Origin of the sequence: Laspinema olomoucense D3b (genome assembly GCF_025370785.1) — a bacterium.
Classification (GTDB): Bacteria; Cyanobacteriota; Cyanobacteriia; order Cyanobacteriales; family Laspinemataceae; genus Laspinema; species Laspinema olomoucense.
On the sequence record NZ_JAMXFA010000039.1, the window covers coordinates 1 to 16,721 of the forward strand.

General features: G+C 46.8%; 16 protein-coding genes. 8 read left to right on the top strand and 8 right to left on the bottom strand.

What is annotated here, in order from left to right; genetic code table 11:
* Positions 1-369: 369 nt before the first annotated feature.
* Positions 370-573, bottom strand: a complete 204-nt coding sequence (locus NG792_RS22830) for a hypothetical protein (RefSeq protein ID WP_261236912.1) — start codon at positions 571-573, stop codon at positions 370-372.
* Positions 574-786: 213 nt separating this feature from the next.
* Here NG792_RS22830 and psb34 (NG792_RS22835) point away from each other — a divergent pair, with 213 nt between their 5' ends.
* The 3 genes from psb34 (NG792_RS22835) (at position 787) to NG792_RS22845 (ending at position 1,729) form a co-directional block, all read left to right on the top strand.
* Complete coding sequence (psb34, locus tag NG792_RS22835) at positions 787-957, top strand: photosystem II assembly protein Psb34 (protein WP_261199135.1); 171 nt, start codon at positions 787-789, stop codon at positions 955-957.
* Positions 958-1,077: 120 nt separating this feature from the next.
* Positions 1,078-1,248, top strand: coding sequence for a photosystem II assembly protein Psb34 (gene psb34, locus NG792_RS22840; RefSeq protein ID WP_261236913.1), 171 nt, complete (start codon positions 1,078-1,080; stop codon positions 1,246-1,248).
* 139 nt (positions 1,249-1,387) lie between these two features.
* Positions 1,388-1,729: a histidine triad nucleotide-binding protein gene (locus NG792_RS22845; protein WP_261236914.1), complete on the top strand. Its 342-nt coding sequence runs from the start codon at positions 1,388-1,390 to the stop codon at positions 1,727-1,729.
* A gap of 57 nt (positions 1,730-1,786) precedes the next feature.
* Here NG792_RS22845 and NG792_RS22850 read toward each other — a convergent pair whose 3' ends face one another.
* Together NG792_RS22850 and NG792_RS22855 are read right to left on the bottom strand one after the other, a co-directional pair.
* Positions 1,787-1,909 (bottom strand): hypothetical protein, encoded by a 123-nt coding sequence (locus tag NG792_RS22850; RefSeq protein WP_261236915.1) that lies wholly within the window; start codon positions 1,907-1,909, stop codon positions 1,787-1,789.
* A 303-nt stretch (positions 1,910-2,212) separates the two neighbouring features.
* On the bottom strand, positions 2,213-3,754 hold the full coding sequence (locus tag NG792_RS22855) for a methyl-accepting chemotaxis protein (protein ID WP_261236916.1): 1,542 nt from the start codon (positions 3,752-3,754) through the stop codon (positions 2,213-2,215).
* A gap of 801 nt (positions 3,755-4,555) precedes the next feature.
* Between NG792_RS22855 and NG792_RS22860 the strand changes: the two genes are divergently transcribed.
* Positions 4,556-6,148, top strand: a complete 1,593-nt coding sequence (locus NG792_RS22860; RefSeq protein ID WP_261199140.1) for an Hsp70 family protein — start codon at positions 4,556-4,558, stop codon at positions 6,146-6,148.
* A gap of 196 nt (positions 6,149-6,344) precedes the next feature.
* Here NG792_RS22860 and NG792_RS22865 read toward each other — a convergent pair whose 3' ends face one another.
* A complete protein-coding gene (locus NG792_RS22865; protein WP_261199141.1) occupies positions 6,345-6,860 on the bottom strand; it encodes a L,D-transpeptidase in 516 nt (171 codons plus the stop codon).
* Between the two features lie 158 nt (positions 6,861-7,018).
* Positions 7,019-7,666 carry a bifunctional 4-hydroxy-2-oxoglutarate aldolase/2-dehydro-3-deoxy-phosphogluconate aldolase gene (locus tag NG792_RS22870; RefSeq protein ID WP_261199235.1) on the bottom strand — a complete coding sequence of 216 codons (648 nt, stop codon included), beginning with the start codon at positions 7,664-7,666 and terminating at the stop codon, positions 7,019-7,021.
* 640 nt (positions 7,667-8,306) lie between these two features.
* On the opposite strand from NG792_RS22870, the gene NG792_RS22875 reads away from it, so the two are divergent.
* Entirely contained in the window at positions 8,307-10,526 is a 2,220-nt protein-coding gene (locus NG792_RS22875; protein ID WP_261236917.1) for a serine/threonine-protein kinase, read from the top strand.
* A gap of 186 nt (positions 10,527-10,712) precedes the next feature.
* Here the strand turns inward: NG792_RS22875 and NG792_RS22880 are convergent, their stop codons facing one another.
* Positions 10,713-10,895 (bottom strand): hypothetical protein, encoded by a 183-nt coding sequence (locus NG792_RS22880; protein WP_261199143.1) that lies wholly within the window; start codon positions 10,893-10,895, stop codon positions 10,713-10,715.
* 338 nt (positions 10,896-11,233) lie between these two features.
* Here NG792_RS22880 and NG792_RS22885 point away from each other — a divergent pair, with 338 nt between their 5' ends.
* Positions 11,234-11,461 carry a hypothetical protein gene (locus tag NG792_RS22885; RefSeq protein WP_261199144.1) on the top strand — a complete coding sequence of 76 codons (228 nt, stop codon included), beginning with the start codon at positions 11,234-11,236 and terminating at the stop codon, positions 11,459-11,461.
* 248 nt (positions 11,462-11,709) lie between these two features.
* Here the strand turns inward: NG792_RS22885 and ftsH3 are convergent, their stop codons facing one another.
* Both ftsH3 and NG792_RS22895 read right to left on the bottom strand, forming a co-directional pair.
* Positions 11,710-13,548, bottom strand: coding sequence for an ATP-dependent zinc metalloprotease FtsH3 (gene ftsH3 / locus NG792_RS22890; RefSeq protein ID WP_317618942.1), 1,839 nt, complete (start codon positions 13,546-13,548; stop codon positions 11,710-11,712).
* A 96-nt stretch (positions 13,549-13,644) separates the two neighbouring features.
* Entirely contained in the window at positions 13,645-14,439 is a 795-nt protein-coding gene (locus NG792_RS22895) for an aminotransferase class IV (protein ID WP_261236918.1), read from the bottom strand.
* Between the two features lie 191 nt (positions 14,440-14,630).
* On the opposite strand from NG792_RS22895, the gene NG792_RS22900 reads away from it, so the two are divergent.
* Together NG792_RS22900 and NG792_RS22905 are read left to right on the top strand one after the other, a co-directional pair.
* Positions 14,631-14,984 carry a tetratricopeptide repeat protein gene (locus tag NG792_RS22900; protein WP_261236919.1) on the top strand — a complete coding sequence of 118 codons (354 nt, stop codon included), beginning with the start codon at positions 14,631-14,633 and terminating at the stop codon, positions 14,982-14,984.
* Positions 14,985-15,184: 200 nt separating this feature from the next.
* Positions 15,185-16,675 carry a glycosyltransferase gene (locus tag NG792_RS22905; protein WP_261236920.1) on the top strand — a complete coding sequence of 497 codons (1,491 nt, stop codon included), beginning with the start codon at positions 15,185-15,187 and terminating at the stop codon, positions 16,673-16,675.
* Positions 16,676-16,721 lie beyond the last annotated feature (46 nt).

A 16,721-nucleotide genomic window follows, 5' to 3' on the forward strand; every position in this document is an offset into this window, starting at 1 on the left:
AATCTTTGTTTATATCTCCGGTGCAAATCATACACAGACCCTTGTCATTTAAAATGTAAAATAGGATAGCTTAAAAAATAGAAAAGTTTACATCTTATTAATTTGCTAAAATCAAAAATTAGCGAAAATATTTATCTTCCCAATTACTTCAAATTTTCCCAGGGAAATCCCCTAACCAACTCCCCATAGTGGCTATCGTGGGGATGGCAGCGATCGCCGTTTTTTGGAAAACTGGTATTTTCCCATGATTTGGCCAGAACATCGCCAAAGTTTGGCCTTTATATATTAGACCTCTTGCAAAATTCCAAAAAACCCCCCTTAATAAGGCGCGTCGGGGGGAGCAATCCTGTTTTTTGCCAGAGGTCTATTCTATTGATGACCGGACTGGGGGAACCGCTTCAAACCTGTCCTGCCAACTGCCGTCTTAAAGCCGTTGGCAAATCGGCGTAAACCAATTGCCGCCGCCTTCTTCCACACCGACAAACAAATAATCCCCCCAGCGGTGCCATACCCGTAAAATCTCTGCATGAAATCTGGCAGCAGTTCATCATCGAATCTGAGTGATCTGGACATCCATCTTCTGCCCAAGGAATGGCCCCTGAACTCTATCCCCCGCTGCATCAGGGCTTCAAGTGTCACTTCCTGGGAAGAATACCAATATAGAGTTCTGCACCCCGTCTCCGGCTTGATGTGATTAACATCACGTAACCTCGTGCGTCAAGTCACTGAAATACTTCTTAATATTACGTTACATTTATTTACATAAAGACAGCGAGGCCAAACGAAATGTACACCAGCACTGATGAAAACGGAATCCTGAACAACTTTGCCACCGAACCCAAGATTTACCATGCTGAGTATCCCTCTGCGGAACAGCAAAAGCGTTACATAGCTTACGGTGCGGCTTCTATATTACTTGTGGCCCTGACGATTTTTACAGCAGTGGCTATCAGCTAATCTGCAAGGATTGATGAAGGGTGGACCTCGATACCACGGTTAACACCTTGAGTCCAGTTACGGCAAGAACTCTTAAAATTTCGTTACATTCATTTACATAATCCACCGAGGACAAACGAAATGTACACTAGCACTGATGAAAACGGAATTCTGAACAACTTTGCAACTGAGCCTAAAATTTATCGGGCCGAGTATCCCTCGCCGGAGCAACAAAAGCGCTACATTGCTTACGGTGCGGCCTCAGCCTTGCTCGTGGCCCTGACGATTTTTACCGCAGTCGCCATCAGCTAATCCTTAAGTTTCGATTCAACTCTCCTCTATCAAGCGCCCCTACTGGTTAGGGGCCTTTTTTTTGTGCCGGTGGAAATTGTCAGCGATCGCCTGTTCCCGTAAGATGGCAACTAGCCGCACTTACAACAAACAACCCTTTATGACTGAGACAATTTTTAGTAAAATCATCCGTCGGGAAATCCCGGCTGATATCGTTTATGAGGATAACTTGTGCCTCGCCTTCCGAGATGTGAATCCTCAAGCGCCGGTTCATGTCTTGGTGATTCCCAAGGAACCGATCGCCAAATTATCCGATGCTGAGTCAAACCATCATGCTTTGATGGGTCATTTGCTCTTAACTGTTAAGCGCGTCGCCGAACAACTGGAACTCAAAAATGGCTATCGGGTAGTGATTAATTGCGGTGAGGATGGGGGTCAGACCGTGGATCATTTGCACCTACATATTCTCGCTGGACGGTCCCTAGGTTGGCCTCCCGGATGAGGCGATGATCTCCGATTTCGCTAAATTTTAGGGGCAATTGGTAAATTGCCCCTAGAATTAGACAATGGTTTGCAGACTATGGGCCGCTTCATTGAGCTTTTGAATCCCGACTTGGCTTTGGGTGATACCACTAGCGGTTTGGACTGCGCCTGGGTTGAGATTATTTATCGCTTCAACCACTTCTTGAAGGGCGTGGGGTTGGGTTGGAAAAGCAAAAAAAAGGCGGACTCTTAACTTGAAATTTTTCAATGTGGGGGTAGTCTAATTCCCCCAAGGATTCCTATTTCTTATCCTAAAATATTTTAGCCGAACCCCGGATTTTAGACGGGGATTCGGCTGCTTTTGAAGTCACGAGGAAGAACCATAAATTTACCGAACTAGATGGATCTACTTAGGTAAAATCTTTGGAATACAGGCTATCTCCCTGCCCCAAAATGCCATGATTTACCGGGAGGAAATTAGGGAAATTATCGGAAATATTACTTAGACCAACGCATTCAAATTTTGGGCGGTTTGATTTAATTTATGAATCCCGATTTTGGTTTGGTTAATGCCGTTGACGGTTTCGGTGGCACCTTGGTTGAGGTCGGTCATAGCGGTGACCACCTGGTTAATGGCGACGGCTTGCTGTTTTGTGGTCAGGGAAATTTGCCTGGAGTTGAGGACGACATCATTAATGGCATTGAGTGATACTTCTTGATTGTTCAAAATCACTTCATTAATCGCTTGGGTGACCTTGGAAAAGGCTTCGGCGGTTTCGCGAGAGAGGATGATACTTTCCTGGGCTTTCCTTTTGCCCTCTTCAGTGACGGTGACTGTTGAATCAATGGCGGATTCTATATTAACGATGAGGGTACTAATTTTTTGGGCGGAGGCTTTACTTTGGTCAGCTAGTTTACGAATTTCTGTGGCAATTACGCTAAATCCCTTGCCATTTTCTCCCGCACGAACGGCTTCTACTGCAGCATTGAGGGCCAACATATTGGTTTGTCCGGCGAGGTCGCTGACCAGACTGGTAATGTTACTAATCTGGTTAGTTTGCTCACTCAATCGGAGAATTTGGAGGGCGATTGCTTCTACTTTGTCGGTTAAGACTAACATTCCTTCTTGAGTGCGTTCCACGGCTTGGATACCGCGATCGGCGAGGGTTAAGACATCTTGAGCGCCCTGAACTGAAGATTCGGCCAGCTTCAAGACTTGATTGGCATTGTTTTCGGAGAATTGGGCTTGCTCAGCGGTGAGGGTGGAGGATGAGCCTAATTCTGTCATTGTGGCACTGGTTTCGTTAACTGAGGTGGCTTGTTGAGAGAGGGTGCGTTCATGTTGCTCGACGGTGGAGGCAATTTCGGTAGATGCGGAGGCGATCGCATTGGTTTCTTGGCGGATGATTCGGGCAATACTGGAGGAAATAATCAGGGCCACGATGACGGCAATGGCTACTAATAAGAAACAGCCCAAGGTTATCCACATCCCTAGGCTTTGTAACGTGCGGGTTGACTCCTCATTTTCTTGTAAGAGCAAGGTTTTTTGCTTGGCTTCAAACTCCTCGGTGAGTTGCTTAAAGCGAGTTACTAATTGCGTGCCTTTTTGGTTGGACCATAGGGCGATCGCCTCCTGCTTTTTACCGGCATCGTAAAGGTTTCTAACCTCAGTAAAGAACGTGATGTAGCCTCTAGTTAGCTCAATCATCTCCATAATTACTGCTCGATCTTCAGGAAGCACATAGAGTTCCTTTGCTTCATTCACGAGGTTGTCAAATTCACTGACTGCGCTCTCATATCGGTCGAAATAATCTGGATTTCCATTCACGAGATATCCTCGGGCCTCTCTCACCATACCTAATGCGGTATAGGTGAGATCATTTAAGGTCATGAGTCGGGTTTGAATCAATTCCACGTTTTCAAAAGAGCGACTGACTCTTTGGGAGGATTCATAAGTAAAGATCATAAATCCCGCGATCGCAATGGCGATCGGCAGGCCGTATCCCAACACCATCTGATTTCGGAGCTTTAAATTTGCAAACATAGTAGGTAATTTCCCCTTTTTAATCTAAAAAATAATGATTTTATTTCCAGCTTTTAGTCCTTTTTCTGTTTACATATAGAGGAAAAAATGAACTCCATAAATTCACTTAGCTCGGGGCTGCTTCGAGGGAGATGCAGGTAGATTCCCGGTATCAAGTCCTGATCAGCTTACAACCACTACCTCATGAAGCGTGAATCCTTTGGTCAGCCGTCCCGCTCTAGGTTTCCTGATTTTCCTGCGGCTGATGACTCGATTTCAGGCTCCTCATTTTACAGTGGTAAGCCGACTATAAACCACAGTACGATTAGAGGGAGGGAATGACAACTCAATCCGCCTTAATTTTTCGATTTAACCCACATTTGCACCCCCTATTAATTATTATTGCCCAAAATGGGGAAAGACATCCCCAGCATTCAGGATAGTTTACAATTCGCATTATCTTTTAACAATGGTTGAAACTGTTTTTTTTGTTTCTCCCCACTAAAACCTGGTGACGCTCAGAGTTCCCCATAAAAGCCTCTGTTGGGTGTCCCTCATTGTGGGCCGCCTGAATCATTTTTTTCCAAAGCCCCGGTTTATGCCCTAAATAGATCAATACTCTGAAGAACTGGTGCAGATCATGGAGCGCTGATTGGGGATAAATTATTAAGGATAGTTGAGACTCCATTACAGACTCCATTTCAGACTCGGACTCCCTCGGAAATCAACCCTATCTCAACTCGGGGAGAGAATCACCCAGTCCTGTGGTTCGATAGGATATTAGCTAAAGCATTCCTAACTGTCCCTGAAACCTATAGCCCAATGGCGATCGCAATTGATTTTGGAACAAGCAACACCGTCATCTCGCGCTGGAATTCTGCAACCCAGCAACCGGAAACCCTGAAACTGCCGGGATTATCCTGGCAGTTGGGTCAAAATCCACCCTTAATTCCCAGCTTATTGTACGTCGAAAATGCCACCCGACAACAGGTGGCGATCGCGCAACAAGTCCGCGACAAGGGCCTAGACCTCAAAACTGACCCCCGGTTCTTCCGCAGCTTTAAACGCGGCATCGGCACCGATATCCAGGGGTTCCTCCCGGAACTTGATGGCGAAATCGTCACCTTTGAAAAAGTCGGGGAATGGTTCCTTACCGGACTCGTCAACTCCCTGCGCCAAATCCCTCTTCCTGTAGACTCCTTAATCTTAACCGTTCCCGTGGATAGCTTTGAAGCCTATCGCCACTGGTTGGGACAAGTCTGCCAATCCCTGCAAGTCGAACAAGTCCGGATCATCGATGAACCCACCGCTGCTGCCTTGGGATATGGACTCACCGATGGTGAAAACTTGCTCGTTGTAGACTTTGGGGGTGGAACCCTGGATTTATCGTTAGTTCAACTGGATAAAACGGCTGGAAAACAACCCCTCGGATTTCTTCTCAAATGGGGAGATAAACTATTTGCCGAAAGTTCAGGTCAAAAAGTCAAAACTGCGCGGGTTTTAGCCAAAGCGGGGAAGAACTTAGGCGGTACTGATTTGGATAATTGGTTAGTGGATTATTTTGCGGAAACTCAAGGCATGGCAAAAACACCCCTAACAACGCGCTTGGCAGAACGGTTAAAAATTCAACTCTCTTTACAAAAACAAGCCCGAGAGGTTTATTTTAATGATGAAACTTTGGAAACCTATTCCTTAGAATTAGACCGCAGTGGGTTTGAAGAAATTCTGGCAAAACATCAGTTTTTTGAGTCTTTGGATGATGCCATGAACCAGGTGAGTCAGCAAGCGCGACGGCAGGGATTGGACTTAGCCGATATTGATGCGGTGTTATTGGTGGGAGGAACGGCACTGATTCCAGCAGTTCAAAACTGGGTACAGCAATATTTTGATGAAACCAAGATTCGTCGCGATCGCCCATTTGAAGCCGTCGCCCAAGGTGCGCTACAACTGAGTCAAGGGATAGAAATCAAAGATTTTCTCTATCACAGTTACGGTATTCGCTATTGGGACCGGCGCAATCAATGCCACAATTGGCATCCCTTAGTCCGGGAAGGACAACCCTATCCCATGAGTGAACCTGTGGAATTAATGCTCGGTGCATCCTTGGATAATCAGCCGAGTATTGAGTTAATTATTGGAGAATTAGGAGCAGATACGGGAGGAACTGAGGTTTATTTTGATGGCGATCGCCTGGTAACTAAGCGATTGGAAACTGGCAAAATAGCCGTGCAACCCCTGAATGATAAAGAGGGGGCCCGAAGTATTGCCAAACTGAATCCGCCCGGACACCCGGGGAGCGATCGCGTCAAGGTGTTATTTCAAGTCGATGAACAACGCTTTTTGCGAATTACGGTGGAAGATTTATTCACCAATCAAACCCTCTTGGAGGATCAAGCGGTTGTGCAATTGAGTTAAACCCTAAAACGGTTCCCGGACTCAGGAGGTACAAATTTCGCTCAGAAGTGCATTGATAGATCTTGTGTGGAGTGTGAGCCAGATGCTGGCACTCCCCAAGAACGACTAAAGTCGGGACGTTTAACTGAAGAATAATTACCCAAGTTCAACGTCCCGACTTTAGTCGTTTCCCGATTAATTAGAGCTAAATCTTTCCTTAATAATGAACCACAATCGGGGTTCCCACATCCGCCCAATTAAATAACCATTCAGCGTGATTAACCGCGACATTGGTACAACCGTGACTCATGGGCGTGCCAAAATTGTTATGCCAGTAAGCACCATGAATGGCATAACCGCCATAATAGTACATCGTAAAAGGAACGTCCGGAACATCGTAGGTATCCCCTTGCATCCGGGTGACTTCATACTTGGTTTGAACGGCAAAGGTACCAGGAGGAGTCAAATGGCCTTCTTTTCCAGTGGAAACACTGACCGCATAGACGACTTTATTGCCTTCCCAAGCCATTAATTTTTGTTCCGTCAGGTCAATTTGAATCCAGCGGTCCGGGGAGGATTGCAAATCGAGCATCATTCGGGCAATCCGGTCATGTTCTACCGCTTGAGCAACTAGGGGTTGAGAAAAGCTACAGAAAGCAGAGAGGGTCAAGGCACTGATTGCGCCGAACAAACGCACGGGACTCAGACGGATGTAGCTGATGTTTTTTTTCATAGTTCCTCACAGTGGAAGTCAATTTATATCTAGAACAGACTTGTTGAAAACGGCGTATTGTGTTAAAGAGTGGGTAAGTTGTGGGATTGGGACTTTTATTTGAAAGTTAGCTACAATCCCGAAGGGGTTAATTTCCGGAGGAGGTTATCTCATTATTATTAAAGATTATTAAAGTTTTGGATAGAAAAGGTCAAGATTCGGGCTTGGTCCGAGATCCCGTCCCAATCTTGCTCGGCGATCAGCTTTTTGGGAAATAAATCCCCGGAGAGTCCGACGGCGATCGCCCCAGCTTTAAGAAAATGAATGGCATTCTGGAGATTAACCCCGCCGGTAGGAATTAAGGGAATGTGACCGAGGGGGCCGTGGAGACTTTGGATATAGTGGGGGCCACCCACCGCCGAGATGGGAAAAACTTTAACGCAATTGGCGCCCGAGTGCCAAGCGGTAACGATTTCCGTCGGAGAAAGCGCCCCAGGGATGATGGGAATTCCAGAAGCAGCGGCGACTTGAATCAGGGCCGGTTCAGTGTGGGGGGTAAACAGGAATTGAGCACCAGCAGCGATCGCCCGATGGAGATCCCCCTGATTTAACAGCGTGCCCGTGCCAATGGTACATTGAGGTAAATCCGATCGCAGGATATCGATCAGGTCCTCAGGGCGATCGCTATTCCACGTAATTTCAATCAGGTGAATCCCGCCTCGGGCAACTGCCCGGGCCATTTCATACCCCAATTCAAAGGTCGCAGCACGAATCACCGCGATCGCGCGGTATTGTTGTAACAATTTTAACCAGGACTTTTCAGACATCATCCTTTGACCTTTCTACAATCTGGCCTTTGGGGAGAATTCAGCCCCCTTAATATCTCAACCATTGGTGACCTCCACCTGTGATTCTTGCTCCCTCAAGCGCTTCCCCCCTTTCGTCAGCACTCCTTGTTGTTATCCTAATGGAAGGCGCGTACCCAAGAGCGCATCAAGAGGCGATCGAGACTCTTTTCTGGCACTCAGCCAGTTTAACCCCTTGAACCCGTGAGCATCTCCATTTAGAACAGTTCACCCCCCTCCCCAAGAATCAGGGGAGGGGGGCAGGGGGGATGATCTCAGGTCTTCGGGCCTTTCAGGAGATGCTCCCTTGAACCCACTATGCCCAGTTCCCTTAGAGTTCCAGTACAGTAGCAGTGAGCAAGCGGGTTTGTGCACCCCAATGGTGGTAATTAGCAACAGTAATGGTTAATAAACCCAGTTTCTTGTCCTCGCTTATCTAATTACTGTAGCGGTGTCCTAGGCTAGATAGCAGAATTTACGAACCTCTACCCTCAGTTTTCCAGATTCCCGCTCAATTAATTCATCGGGATGATATGAACCCCTTAAAATTAAGTCTAATATTAAAAAGCCCAGGCATACCTAATCAGCCTATAGCCGGGATATTGCAAGCCCGTAGCCATCCATGAGCTACTGTATCAACCCCTACTGTCCGAGACCCGCAGACCCCTTAAATGCCAATAATCGCATTTGTCGCCAATGCGGTTCAGAACTTGTTGTGGCAGGACGCTATCGCATCGTGAAACTCTTGGGGACCGGCGGGTTTGGGCAAACCTTTGAAGTAGACGATCGCGGGTTTCCCAAGGTTTTGAAAGTGCTGACGGAACAAAATCCCAAAGCCATTACCTTATTTAAACAAGAAGCAGCAGTTTTACAACGCCTCAGACACCCCGGCATTCCAGCAGTGGAACCGGGAGGTTATTTTACCTTTACCCCTCGATATAGCAAAACCCCAGTCCATTGCCTGGTGATGGAAAAAATCCAGGGTCAGAATTTGGAGGAATGGTTAGGAAATCGTAACTATGAACCGATCACCCAGCAACAGGCAGTCGGATGGTTATTACAGCTTACAGAAATCTTACATCAAGTTCACAATCAGCAGTATTTTCATCGCGATATTAAGCCTGCAAATATTATGCTCCGTGACCCGGCGCAAATCAAAGCGTTTGGGACTGAACAATTAACCTTAATTGATTTTGGTTCCGCCCGCGCAGTCAGCGGAACCTATCTAGCAAAAATGGCTGTGGGACAACAAGGCACGGTGATTTCTTCTAAAGGATATGCACCTCCGGAACAGGAAAATGGTAAACCCGTTCCCCAGTCGGATTTCTTTGGGTTGGGACGGACATTTGTGCAGTTACTCACGGGCAAACATCCCCTAGATTTTTATGACCCCCTCAATGATGAATTGCGCTGGCGACAGGCGGCCCCTCATATTTCCCCAAAATTAGCAGATTTTATCGATGAATTAATGGCGCGGTTACCGGGAAAACGCCCCCAAAGTACCGAGGTGATTTTGCAACGGTTAGGGGAACTGGATGTGATGTTGCATCAGAGGGGGAAATCCCGGGGCCAGTTCATGGTGTTGAAGCCCCCAAACCGACTGTTAGATAAGCTGGAACAGTGGAAAATGCAATTGGTTCTGGGGGGCGGGGTGGTCCTGTTTGGGGTGGTTGCCGTTACTCAGGTGAATGTGTATCGGTTGGGACTCTCTAGCTTAGGGAATGCGGGGGCAGTGGTAGAGCAATCCGCTTTGGAGGTGACTCAGGACGTTTTGTCCGTCCCAGAGAATGTGGGAGAAACTGCTGTCACCCCTGTTAATTCCCCGAACAATTCTGCCCCAGTTAAGGCAGCTCAAGGGAAAATATCCCCTTCTTTACTCGCCAGCAACCGGCAGTTATCCCGAACAATTGCGGTTAATGATATCAAATTGTCAAATACCTTAACGGGACATTCCCAAGACGTGCGATCGGTGGCGGTGACTCCCGATGGAGGGGCGATCGCCTCGGGGAGTTTTGATGGCACAATTAAAATTTGGAACTTAGAAACCGGCGCTTTAATTCGCACCTTAACCGGACATTCTGATGCCGGAGAAATGGTTTCATCGGTGGCGATCGCCCCCAATGGAACGCTTTTGGTTAGTAGTAGCAATGGGTACGGCGGAACCATTAAAATTTGGAATTTATCCACGGGAGAATTACTCGATACCATCGCCGGGACATCTTTGGGCATTTCTTCCATTGCAATTAGTCCCGATAGTAAACTCCTCGCCAGTGGTTCGGAAGAGGGGAATATTTACCTGTGGGATCTGGATTCTGGGGAAGCTATTGGAACCTTAAACGGTCATTTAGGAACTGTCTTTTCTGTGGTGTTCAGTCCCGATGGTCAAACTTTAGCCAGTGCTTCTCAGGATGGGTCGATTAAATTATGGTCAGTTGCCAGTCAAGCCACGGAATCCGGATTAGCACAAACCGAAAAGCAGCAACTCTCCGGCCATGTAGGAACCGTGTTTTCTGTAGCGTTTAGCCCCAATGGCAAGATGCTGGCATCCGGTAGTGCAGACAATACGATTAAATTATGGGATTTGAGTAAAGGGCAAGAAATTAGCTCTTTTTCGGGTCATGCCGGAACGATGTTTTCGGTAGCATTTAGTCCCGATGGCAACACGATTGCTGGAGGCACGTTAACCGGGAGAATTAAACTCTGGAATTTAGCGAGTGGAGAACTGGTAGAAACCTTATCCGGACATTCGCGATGGGTCGAATCAATTGCCTTTAGTCCCGACGGGGGTAGACTCGCTTCGGGCAGTGGCGATCGCACTATTCGGATCTGGGGAATTCGGTAAACTGCATTGAATTGAATCAGGATATCAACCCTGTATTTTTAGTTTTCCTGCCATTTCTGTATTGCACCCTTTATGGCAGCCGAACTAATAAAGTAACAAGAGTTTCTATTAAAAATAGACCGGACATCAATTTTTAAGGGGCGATCCGTCCGTAAAATTGACCAAATCTCGACTCTAACAATCAGACTACGAGCGATCGTCGCAGCGACGGCCATCATGCAAACCACAGCGGGACTCATTGGACATTAAAATCTCAGCGGTGCGATCGGACTCGACCCCTTGTAGCGACACCGGAGCAGACCCACAGAATTGCACAGCAACCGTAGAAACCAGCAGACCGAACAGTAAGACCGAGGTGGATAAACGCATGATTGACTTCCGTTTTAGATTGACTTTCTATAACGGAGAATAACCAAAACCCCAGAGTGGCGTCTCCCGCTGTGGTGTCACTTTCCCAAGCGTCTACCCTGGGGTAACTCTGCTTATCGGGAGATCATCTCTCGCCACCAGAACAGGACTGTGCCATCTGGACAACTGGTTGTTGATTCTGCTAATGGCTCCAGTAGCGAGCAATACCGGAACTCTCATTCTGTAACCAGAGACACCTTCCTTTTGACTCAGGTGTGCTTCCTCTTTTTGGTAGATGACTCATCAGGGGAGCGGGAGTCAGACTAAAGTGTTAGAAAACATCACAAGAGGATTAGTTTATGTCTGGAAATGGAAATGGACATGGCATCGCCAATTTGGAGTACGATTTGCTGACCGTCATGCAAAACAAGTGTGAAGCGGTGAATGCTTACGATACTTACATTCAAGATGCTCAAGCAGCCGGAGCACAGCCTTGCGTGGAACTGTTGCAAAAGCTCAAGGAATCGGAAATGCAGCAAGTCCAAGAGCTGCGCCAACACCTTCAACAGGTGATGCAAAGCGCTTAATCGCGATCGCCAGGAGATGGAATGGATTCTCCCACGGTTCAGATCAAGATTTCAAGGAAATTCGTAGATGCTTTTTCGACAATAACAATAACAACAAGTGTGGGAAAAGCTATTTCCAACTCCTGCAATAAAAAAAGTCGGGGAGATTCTGGACTTTATCCCAGGAATTCCCCGACTTTTTTATTGCTCAAGCTCAATCATGGCTGAGTTTCCAATTGATCATCAACCCTCGATTGCTCGATAGTCGATTAGGCGATCGCCGCCATCTTCACATCGCTGTTAGCTAACAACTCTTGCAATTCATCAGCATCAACGGTTTCCTTCTCAATCAGGATTTGGGAGAGTTGATCCAATACGTGACGGTTAGAAACGAGTACCTCTTTAGCGCGTCCGTAGGCTTGTTCCACTAGATTCCGGACTTCATCATCAATTGCCGCAGCGGTTTCTTCGGAGAAATCACGCTCTGCCATGATATCGCGACCGAGGAACATATTGCCTTGCTGACGACCTAGGGCCACAGGACCGAGGCGATCGCTCATCCCAAAGCGAGTGACCATCTGCCGTGCGACTCGTGCCACCTGTTGCAAGTCATTGGAAGCACCCGTGGTGACTTCTTCCTCACCGAAGACAATTTCTTCCGCAATCCGACCGCCAAGGGCCACTGCCATCTGATTTTGCAGATAAGACCGGCTGTAAAGACCGGAATCCATCCGTTCTTCACTAGGGGTAAACCAGGTTAATCCCCCTGCACGTCCCCGAGGAATAATGCTGATTTTTTGCACCGGGTCATAATCCGGCATCAAGGCACCGACTAAAGCATGACCGGCTTCATGATAGGCAACCAGAGTTTTGCGTTTTTCGCTCATTACCCGGTCTTTTTTCTCGGGTCCAGCAAGGACGCGATCGATGGCATCATTGATTTCATCCATCGAAATTTCGGTCAAATTGCGCCGTGCAGCCAAAATTGCCGCTTCGTTGAGCAGGTTGGACAGGTCGGCACCTGTAAAACCGGGAGTCCGACGGGCGATTTTGTCGAGGTCCACATCCTTCGCCAGGGTTTTACCGCGAGCATGGACGTTGAGGATTTCCCGACGACCCGCATAGTCAGGGCGATCAACCACAACTTGGCGATCGAAACGACCCGGACGCAATAACGCGGCATCGAGTACGTCAGGACGGTTGGTGGCGGCAATAATAATGATGCCGGTGTTGCCTTCAAACCCATCCATTTCCGTCAGGAGTTGGTTGAGGGTTTGTTCCCGTTCATCGTTGCCACCGCCTAAACCGGCACCCCGTTGACGACCTACGGCGTCAATTTCATCGATAAAGACGATACAGGGAGCGTTGGATTTAGCTTGTTCAAACAAATCGCGGACGCGAGAGGCACCGACCCCGACAAACATTTCCACGAATTCTGAGCCAGAGATGGAGAAGAAGGGGACGCCCGCTTCACCCGCCACTGCTTTCGCCAGGAGGGTTTTGCCGGTTCCCGGAGGGCCGACTAATAAAACACCTTTGGGAATCTTGGCACCAACAGCGGTAAAGCGATCGGCATTTTTCAGGAAGTCTACGACTTCGCTCAGTTCTAGTTTGGCTTGCTCAATCCCGGCTACATCCCCGAAGGTGACTTGAGTTTGGGGTTCCATTTGCACCCGTGCTTTCGATTTGCCAAAGTTCATCGCTTGAGAACCGGGGCCATTTTGAGCACGACGGAGCAAGAAGACTAAGCCCACTAAGAGGAAAACAGGGAAGAATAAGCTACTGAGCGCCTTGAACCAGAATCCTTCATCCCCTTGGGGCGAGACTTCAATATTGACCCGGTGGTCGGTGAGGATGTTGAGAAGTTCCGGATCGTTGGGTAAGTTCACCACGACCTTTTTGCCATCCTGAGCGGTGACTCGGGCCCGGGAGCGATCGGAGGTAATGACTACCTTATCAATGCGGTTGTTTTGAACTTCCTGGATAAACTGACTGTAGCGCCAGGTTTCCTCGTTTGATGTTTGATTTTCAAAAAATGTAGTTGCCACGAAGATGACAACGATCGCCAGCATTGCGTATAGTCCGGCGTTTCTCCATTTTTTATTCACCAGCGGTCCTCCTAGTTCTGGATTGGGGGGTGTTTGGGCTATTTTTATTCTACTGTGTTAACTAATGTTAACGTATTATCAGAATTTGCGGGGCAACTACCCCAGGAAAAGCTGACGTAATTGGCTGAACCCTTGATGGGAAGAGGGATAAACCCGAGTTTTGTTTTCTGAGAAGATTTCACATAGAGGAATGACTTCTACCACACTATTACTATAAGCCAAGGCTTCAAACCCGCTCACCACCTCGGCTGTCCAGGGTTCGAGGATGGCCGGATGACCGTGGGTTTCTAGGCACTGCAAAAGCTGCGATCGCATCACCCCGGGTAAAATCCCCACCTCGATAGGCGGTGTCCACCACCGTCCCTCCCGCCATCCCCACAGATTTCCCGTACTCGTTTCCAACCAGTTCCCCTGACCATCTACTAGGATAGCCTCTAGGCAACCCTGCCGTTGAGCCGCTTGCAGCGCCAACCAGGAGGAGAGATAGTTGCCGGTTTTATGAGTCGGGAGCGATCGGATAAACAAAGAATCCGCCGCCACCCAAGCCTTCACCCCAACTTCTTGACGATTCGGCAACTCCTGTGGTAAAATTCGCCCTATAATTAATTCTCTCCCATCCGGGAAAATAGCAATTCTCAACACCGACCACTGTTCCCTCATCAACTCCGCCCCCTCCCGCACCCGCTGCCAATCCGGTTCAGGCCACTGGAAGGGTTCCAGCGAAGATTTCAAACGCTGACAGTGCGCCTGCCATGCAGTCAGGGGAGAATCTAAGGATTGCTCATAAACCCGTAGAGTGGTGAAAACAGTGGCGCCGTAGAGGAGAGCCGGGTCAGCGATCGAGAGTTCGATGGTGCTAGAGTCGTGCAGATTGCCGTTATAGAAGAACATAAGTGTTTTTCAAAGTAAAGTTAGTTGAATTTTAGTGAAGGGGGCGATCGCTTTTTTAGAACCCGTGGGTAAGCTGACTGTTAGATTTAGCTCCCGGCTAATGATAAACTTACCTAAGCATAGGATTAGTAATGGGTTATTCAGAGGAAAAATCCCTAGAAAGAGAGTATAATATGCCACGGTATCGACGAATGAAGAAAATTCGTCAGTTTTTTGTAGTGATTTCAATCGCCTCAATCAGCTCATCGCTGCTTTTCAACACGGTTAAGCTTTTTGGCAGCTACTTTCAACAAGCCCCTACCGAGGCCAATACAGAAGTTACATCAGCAGCCTCAAAACTGGCAGATCAAGCACGCGGTTACGAACTGGTATTACAGCGAGAACCAAAGAATCAGATAGCATTAGAAGGACTAGCTAAGGTTCGCATCGAGCTGAATGACCTGCCGGGGGCGATGGAGACTTTGGAGCAACTGATTAGATTGAATGGCGATCGAGAAAATTACAAAAAACAACTCGCTCAAATTAAACATTCAATGTCACATTAAGTCACATTAAGAAGGTCAACCCGGACAAATGGTAAGTAATTACTTAAATCAAAAATTCATTTTTAAATTTTACTTTAAAAAATAATTATAGAAAACTATAAGAATGCTGCTCATTTTTATAGTTTAATTTTAGAAATATTATTTTATTTACGATAAAAAATAATATTTATTTTATTATAGGTTATGAGGAATTTAAACAAATGGCTCGAAATACTAGCAAACAAGAAAAGATAAATTCTGTCTTCAACGAGCGAAAAGAGCCAGTGATATGTATTGTTCATCCCAATGAAAACGCCTACTCTGAAACCTTCATTCACGCCCATATCGAACGCTTACCTGCAAGGGTGATTGTACTCCACAGAAGCTCCCCACCATTGCAGGATATGTCGATACTCAAACAATTCCTGTGGGATAATCAGGTGGAAGCTGTCCTAGCAGAATATGCTCCGGTGGGTGTAGGACTCCTAGACGTTTGTGAAGAAGCCGGATTGCCTCTGATTGTTCATACTCATGGGGGTGATACCCAGATTAATGATGTACTTGAGCGCATGGGAACGCGCTTTTTAGAACTTTTTGAAAAAGCAGCAGCGGTTATAGCACCAACGATTTTCATTCAAAAGCAGTTACTAGAGATGGGTGCGCCAGAAGGCAAGGTGATAGTTAATCCTTATGGTGTGAATACCTCCCTATTTTGCGATGCGAATCCAGCCACATCACCCCCTCTTTTTCTAGCCGTATCACGCTTAGTCGATCTCAAAGCGCCTCCCCTGAGTATCTTAGCTTTTAAAAAAGTGATAGAACGTCACCCGGATGCTCGTTTAATTGTAGTGGGTACGGGGCCTTTACTGGAAACTTGTAAACAAATAACCAGAGCGCTTAAACTTTACAATTACATTGATTTTGTAGGAATTAAAACCCCGACAGAAGTAGCAGAAATTATGCGAACGGCGAGGGCTTTTATCCAGCATTCCATGACTAAATCGGATGGAGAATGTGAAGCATTAGGGGTGGTGTTCGTAGAGGCTGGAGCATCTGGATTACCCGTCGTGGCGACTCGGAGTGGAGGGATTCCCGAAGTAGTAATCGATGGAGAGACAGGCTTTTTAGTTGAAGAAGCCGATATAGATGCAATGGCTGATTGCATGGTGAGATTGGTGGAAGAGCCTGAGTTAGCATCCCAGCTAGGTAAAGCAGCCAGAGAACGGATTTGTATTAATTTTAGTATAGAAAAAAGTATTGAAAACTTATGGCAAATTATTGAAAAATCAATTCAAGAGAATACCGAACAACAACTATTCAAACGATTGGAACTCCGACACATTAATTTAGTAGTTTTTGTAGATTGGTCTCAACCTGAAGATTTACTTTTGCCAAAGATTGAATCTCTAATCATCAAAATTGCTAGTCTACCCAATCCTTTAAATAAAACCTTGCTGCTCGATACTAGAAATATTACGGAAGAGGCCGCCAATCTAGTGCTATCAAGCGTCATTATGAAAATATTCCTGGAACAAAATTTAGAAGGTATGGAGAAGCTAGTAATTGCTCCCCTCGGAGAACTAAGCGAGAAAGAATGGTCAGTTTTAGGGAATAAAATAAGGGGTTGCATTTTATTGGATGAAAATCAAGAGAACAATTCCCTCCCTACAAATATCCCGATACTTACATTAGAGGATTTAGATAAAATATAAATTTTAGGGTTAAGTAAGCGGGAAGCTAGTCGGGGAATAATTTATA

What these genes read in the sequence shown, in the direction of transcription:
- NG792_RS22845 (WP_261236914.1), top strand. Translation starts at nt 1,388, where the DNA reads ATGACTGAGACAATTTTTAGTAAAATCATCCGTCGGGAAATCCCGGCT.
- NG792_RS22900 (WP_261236919.1), top strand. Translation starts at nt 14,631, where the DNA reads ATGAAGAAAATTCGTCAGTTTTTTGTAGTGATTTCAATCGCCTCAATC.
- NG792_RS22895 (WP_261236918.1), bottom strand. Translation starts at nt 14,439, where the DNA reads ATGTTCTTCTATAACGGCAATCTGCACGACTCTAGCACCATCGAACTC.
- psb34 (WP_261199135.1), top strand. Translation starts at nt 787, where the DNA reads ATGTACACCAGCACTGATGAAAACGGAATCCTGAACAACTTTGCCACC.
- psb34 (WP_261236913.1), top strand. Translation starts at nt 1,078, where the DNA reads ATGTACACTAGCACTGATGAAAACGGAATTCTGAACAACTTTGCAACT.
- NG792_RS22870 (WP_261199235.1), bottom strand. Translation starts at nt 7,666, where the DNA reads ATGTCTGAAAAGTCCTGGTTAAAATTGTTACAACAATACCGCGCGATC.
- NG792_RS22865 (WP_261199141.1), bottom strand. Translation starts at nt 6,860, where the DNA reads ATGAAAAAAAACATCAGCTACATCCGTCTGAGTCCCGTGCGTTTGTTC.
- NG792_RS22885 (WP_261199144.1), top strand. Translation starts at nt 11,234, where the DNA reads ATGTCTGGAAATGGAAATGGACATGGCATCGCCAATTTGGAGTACGAT.
- NG792_RS22860 (WP_261199140.1), top strand. Translation starts at nt 4,556, where the DNA reads ATGGCGATCGCAATTGATTTTGGAACAAGCAACACCGTCATCTCGCGC.
- NG792_RS22875 (WP_261236917.1), top strand. Translation starts at nt 8,307, where the DNA reads ATGAGCTACTGTATCAACCCCTACTGTCCGAGACCCGCAGACCCCTTA.
- NG792_RS22855 (WP_261236916.1), bottom strand. Translation starts at nt 3,754, where the DNA reads ATGTTTGCAAATTTAAAGCTCCGAAATCAGATGGTGTTGGGATACGGC.
- NG792_RS22880 (WP_261199143.1), bottom strand. Translation starts at nt 10,895, where the DNA reads ATGCGTTTATCCACCTCGGTCTTACTGTTCGGTCTGCTGGTTTCTACG.
- NG792_RS22905 (WP_261236920.1), top strand. Translation starts at nt 15,185, where the DNA reads ATGGCTCGAAATACTAGCAAACAAGAAAAGATAAATTCTGTCTTCAAC.
- NG792_RS22830 (WP_261236912.1), bottom strand. Translation starts at nt 573, where the DNA reads ATGTCCAGATCACTCAGATTCGATGATGAACTGCTGCCAGATTTCATG.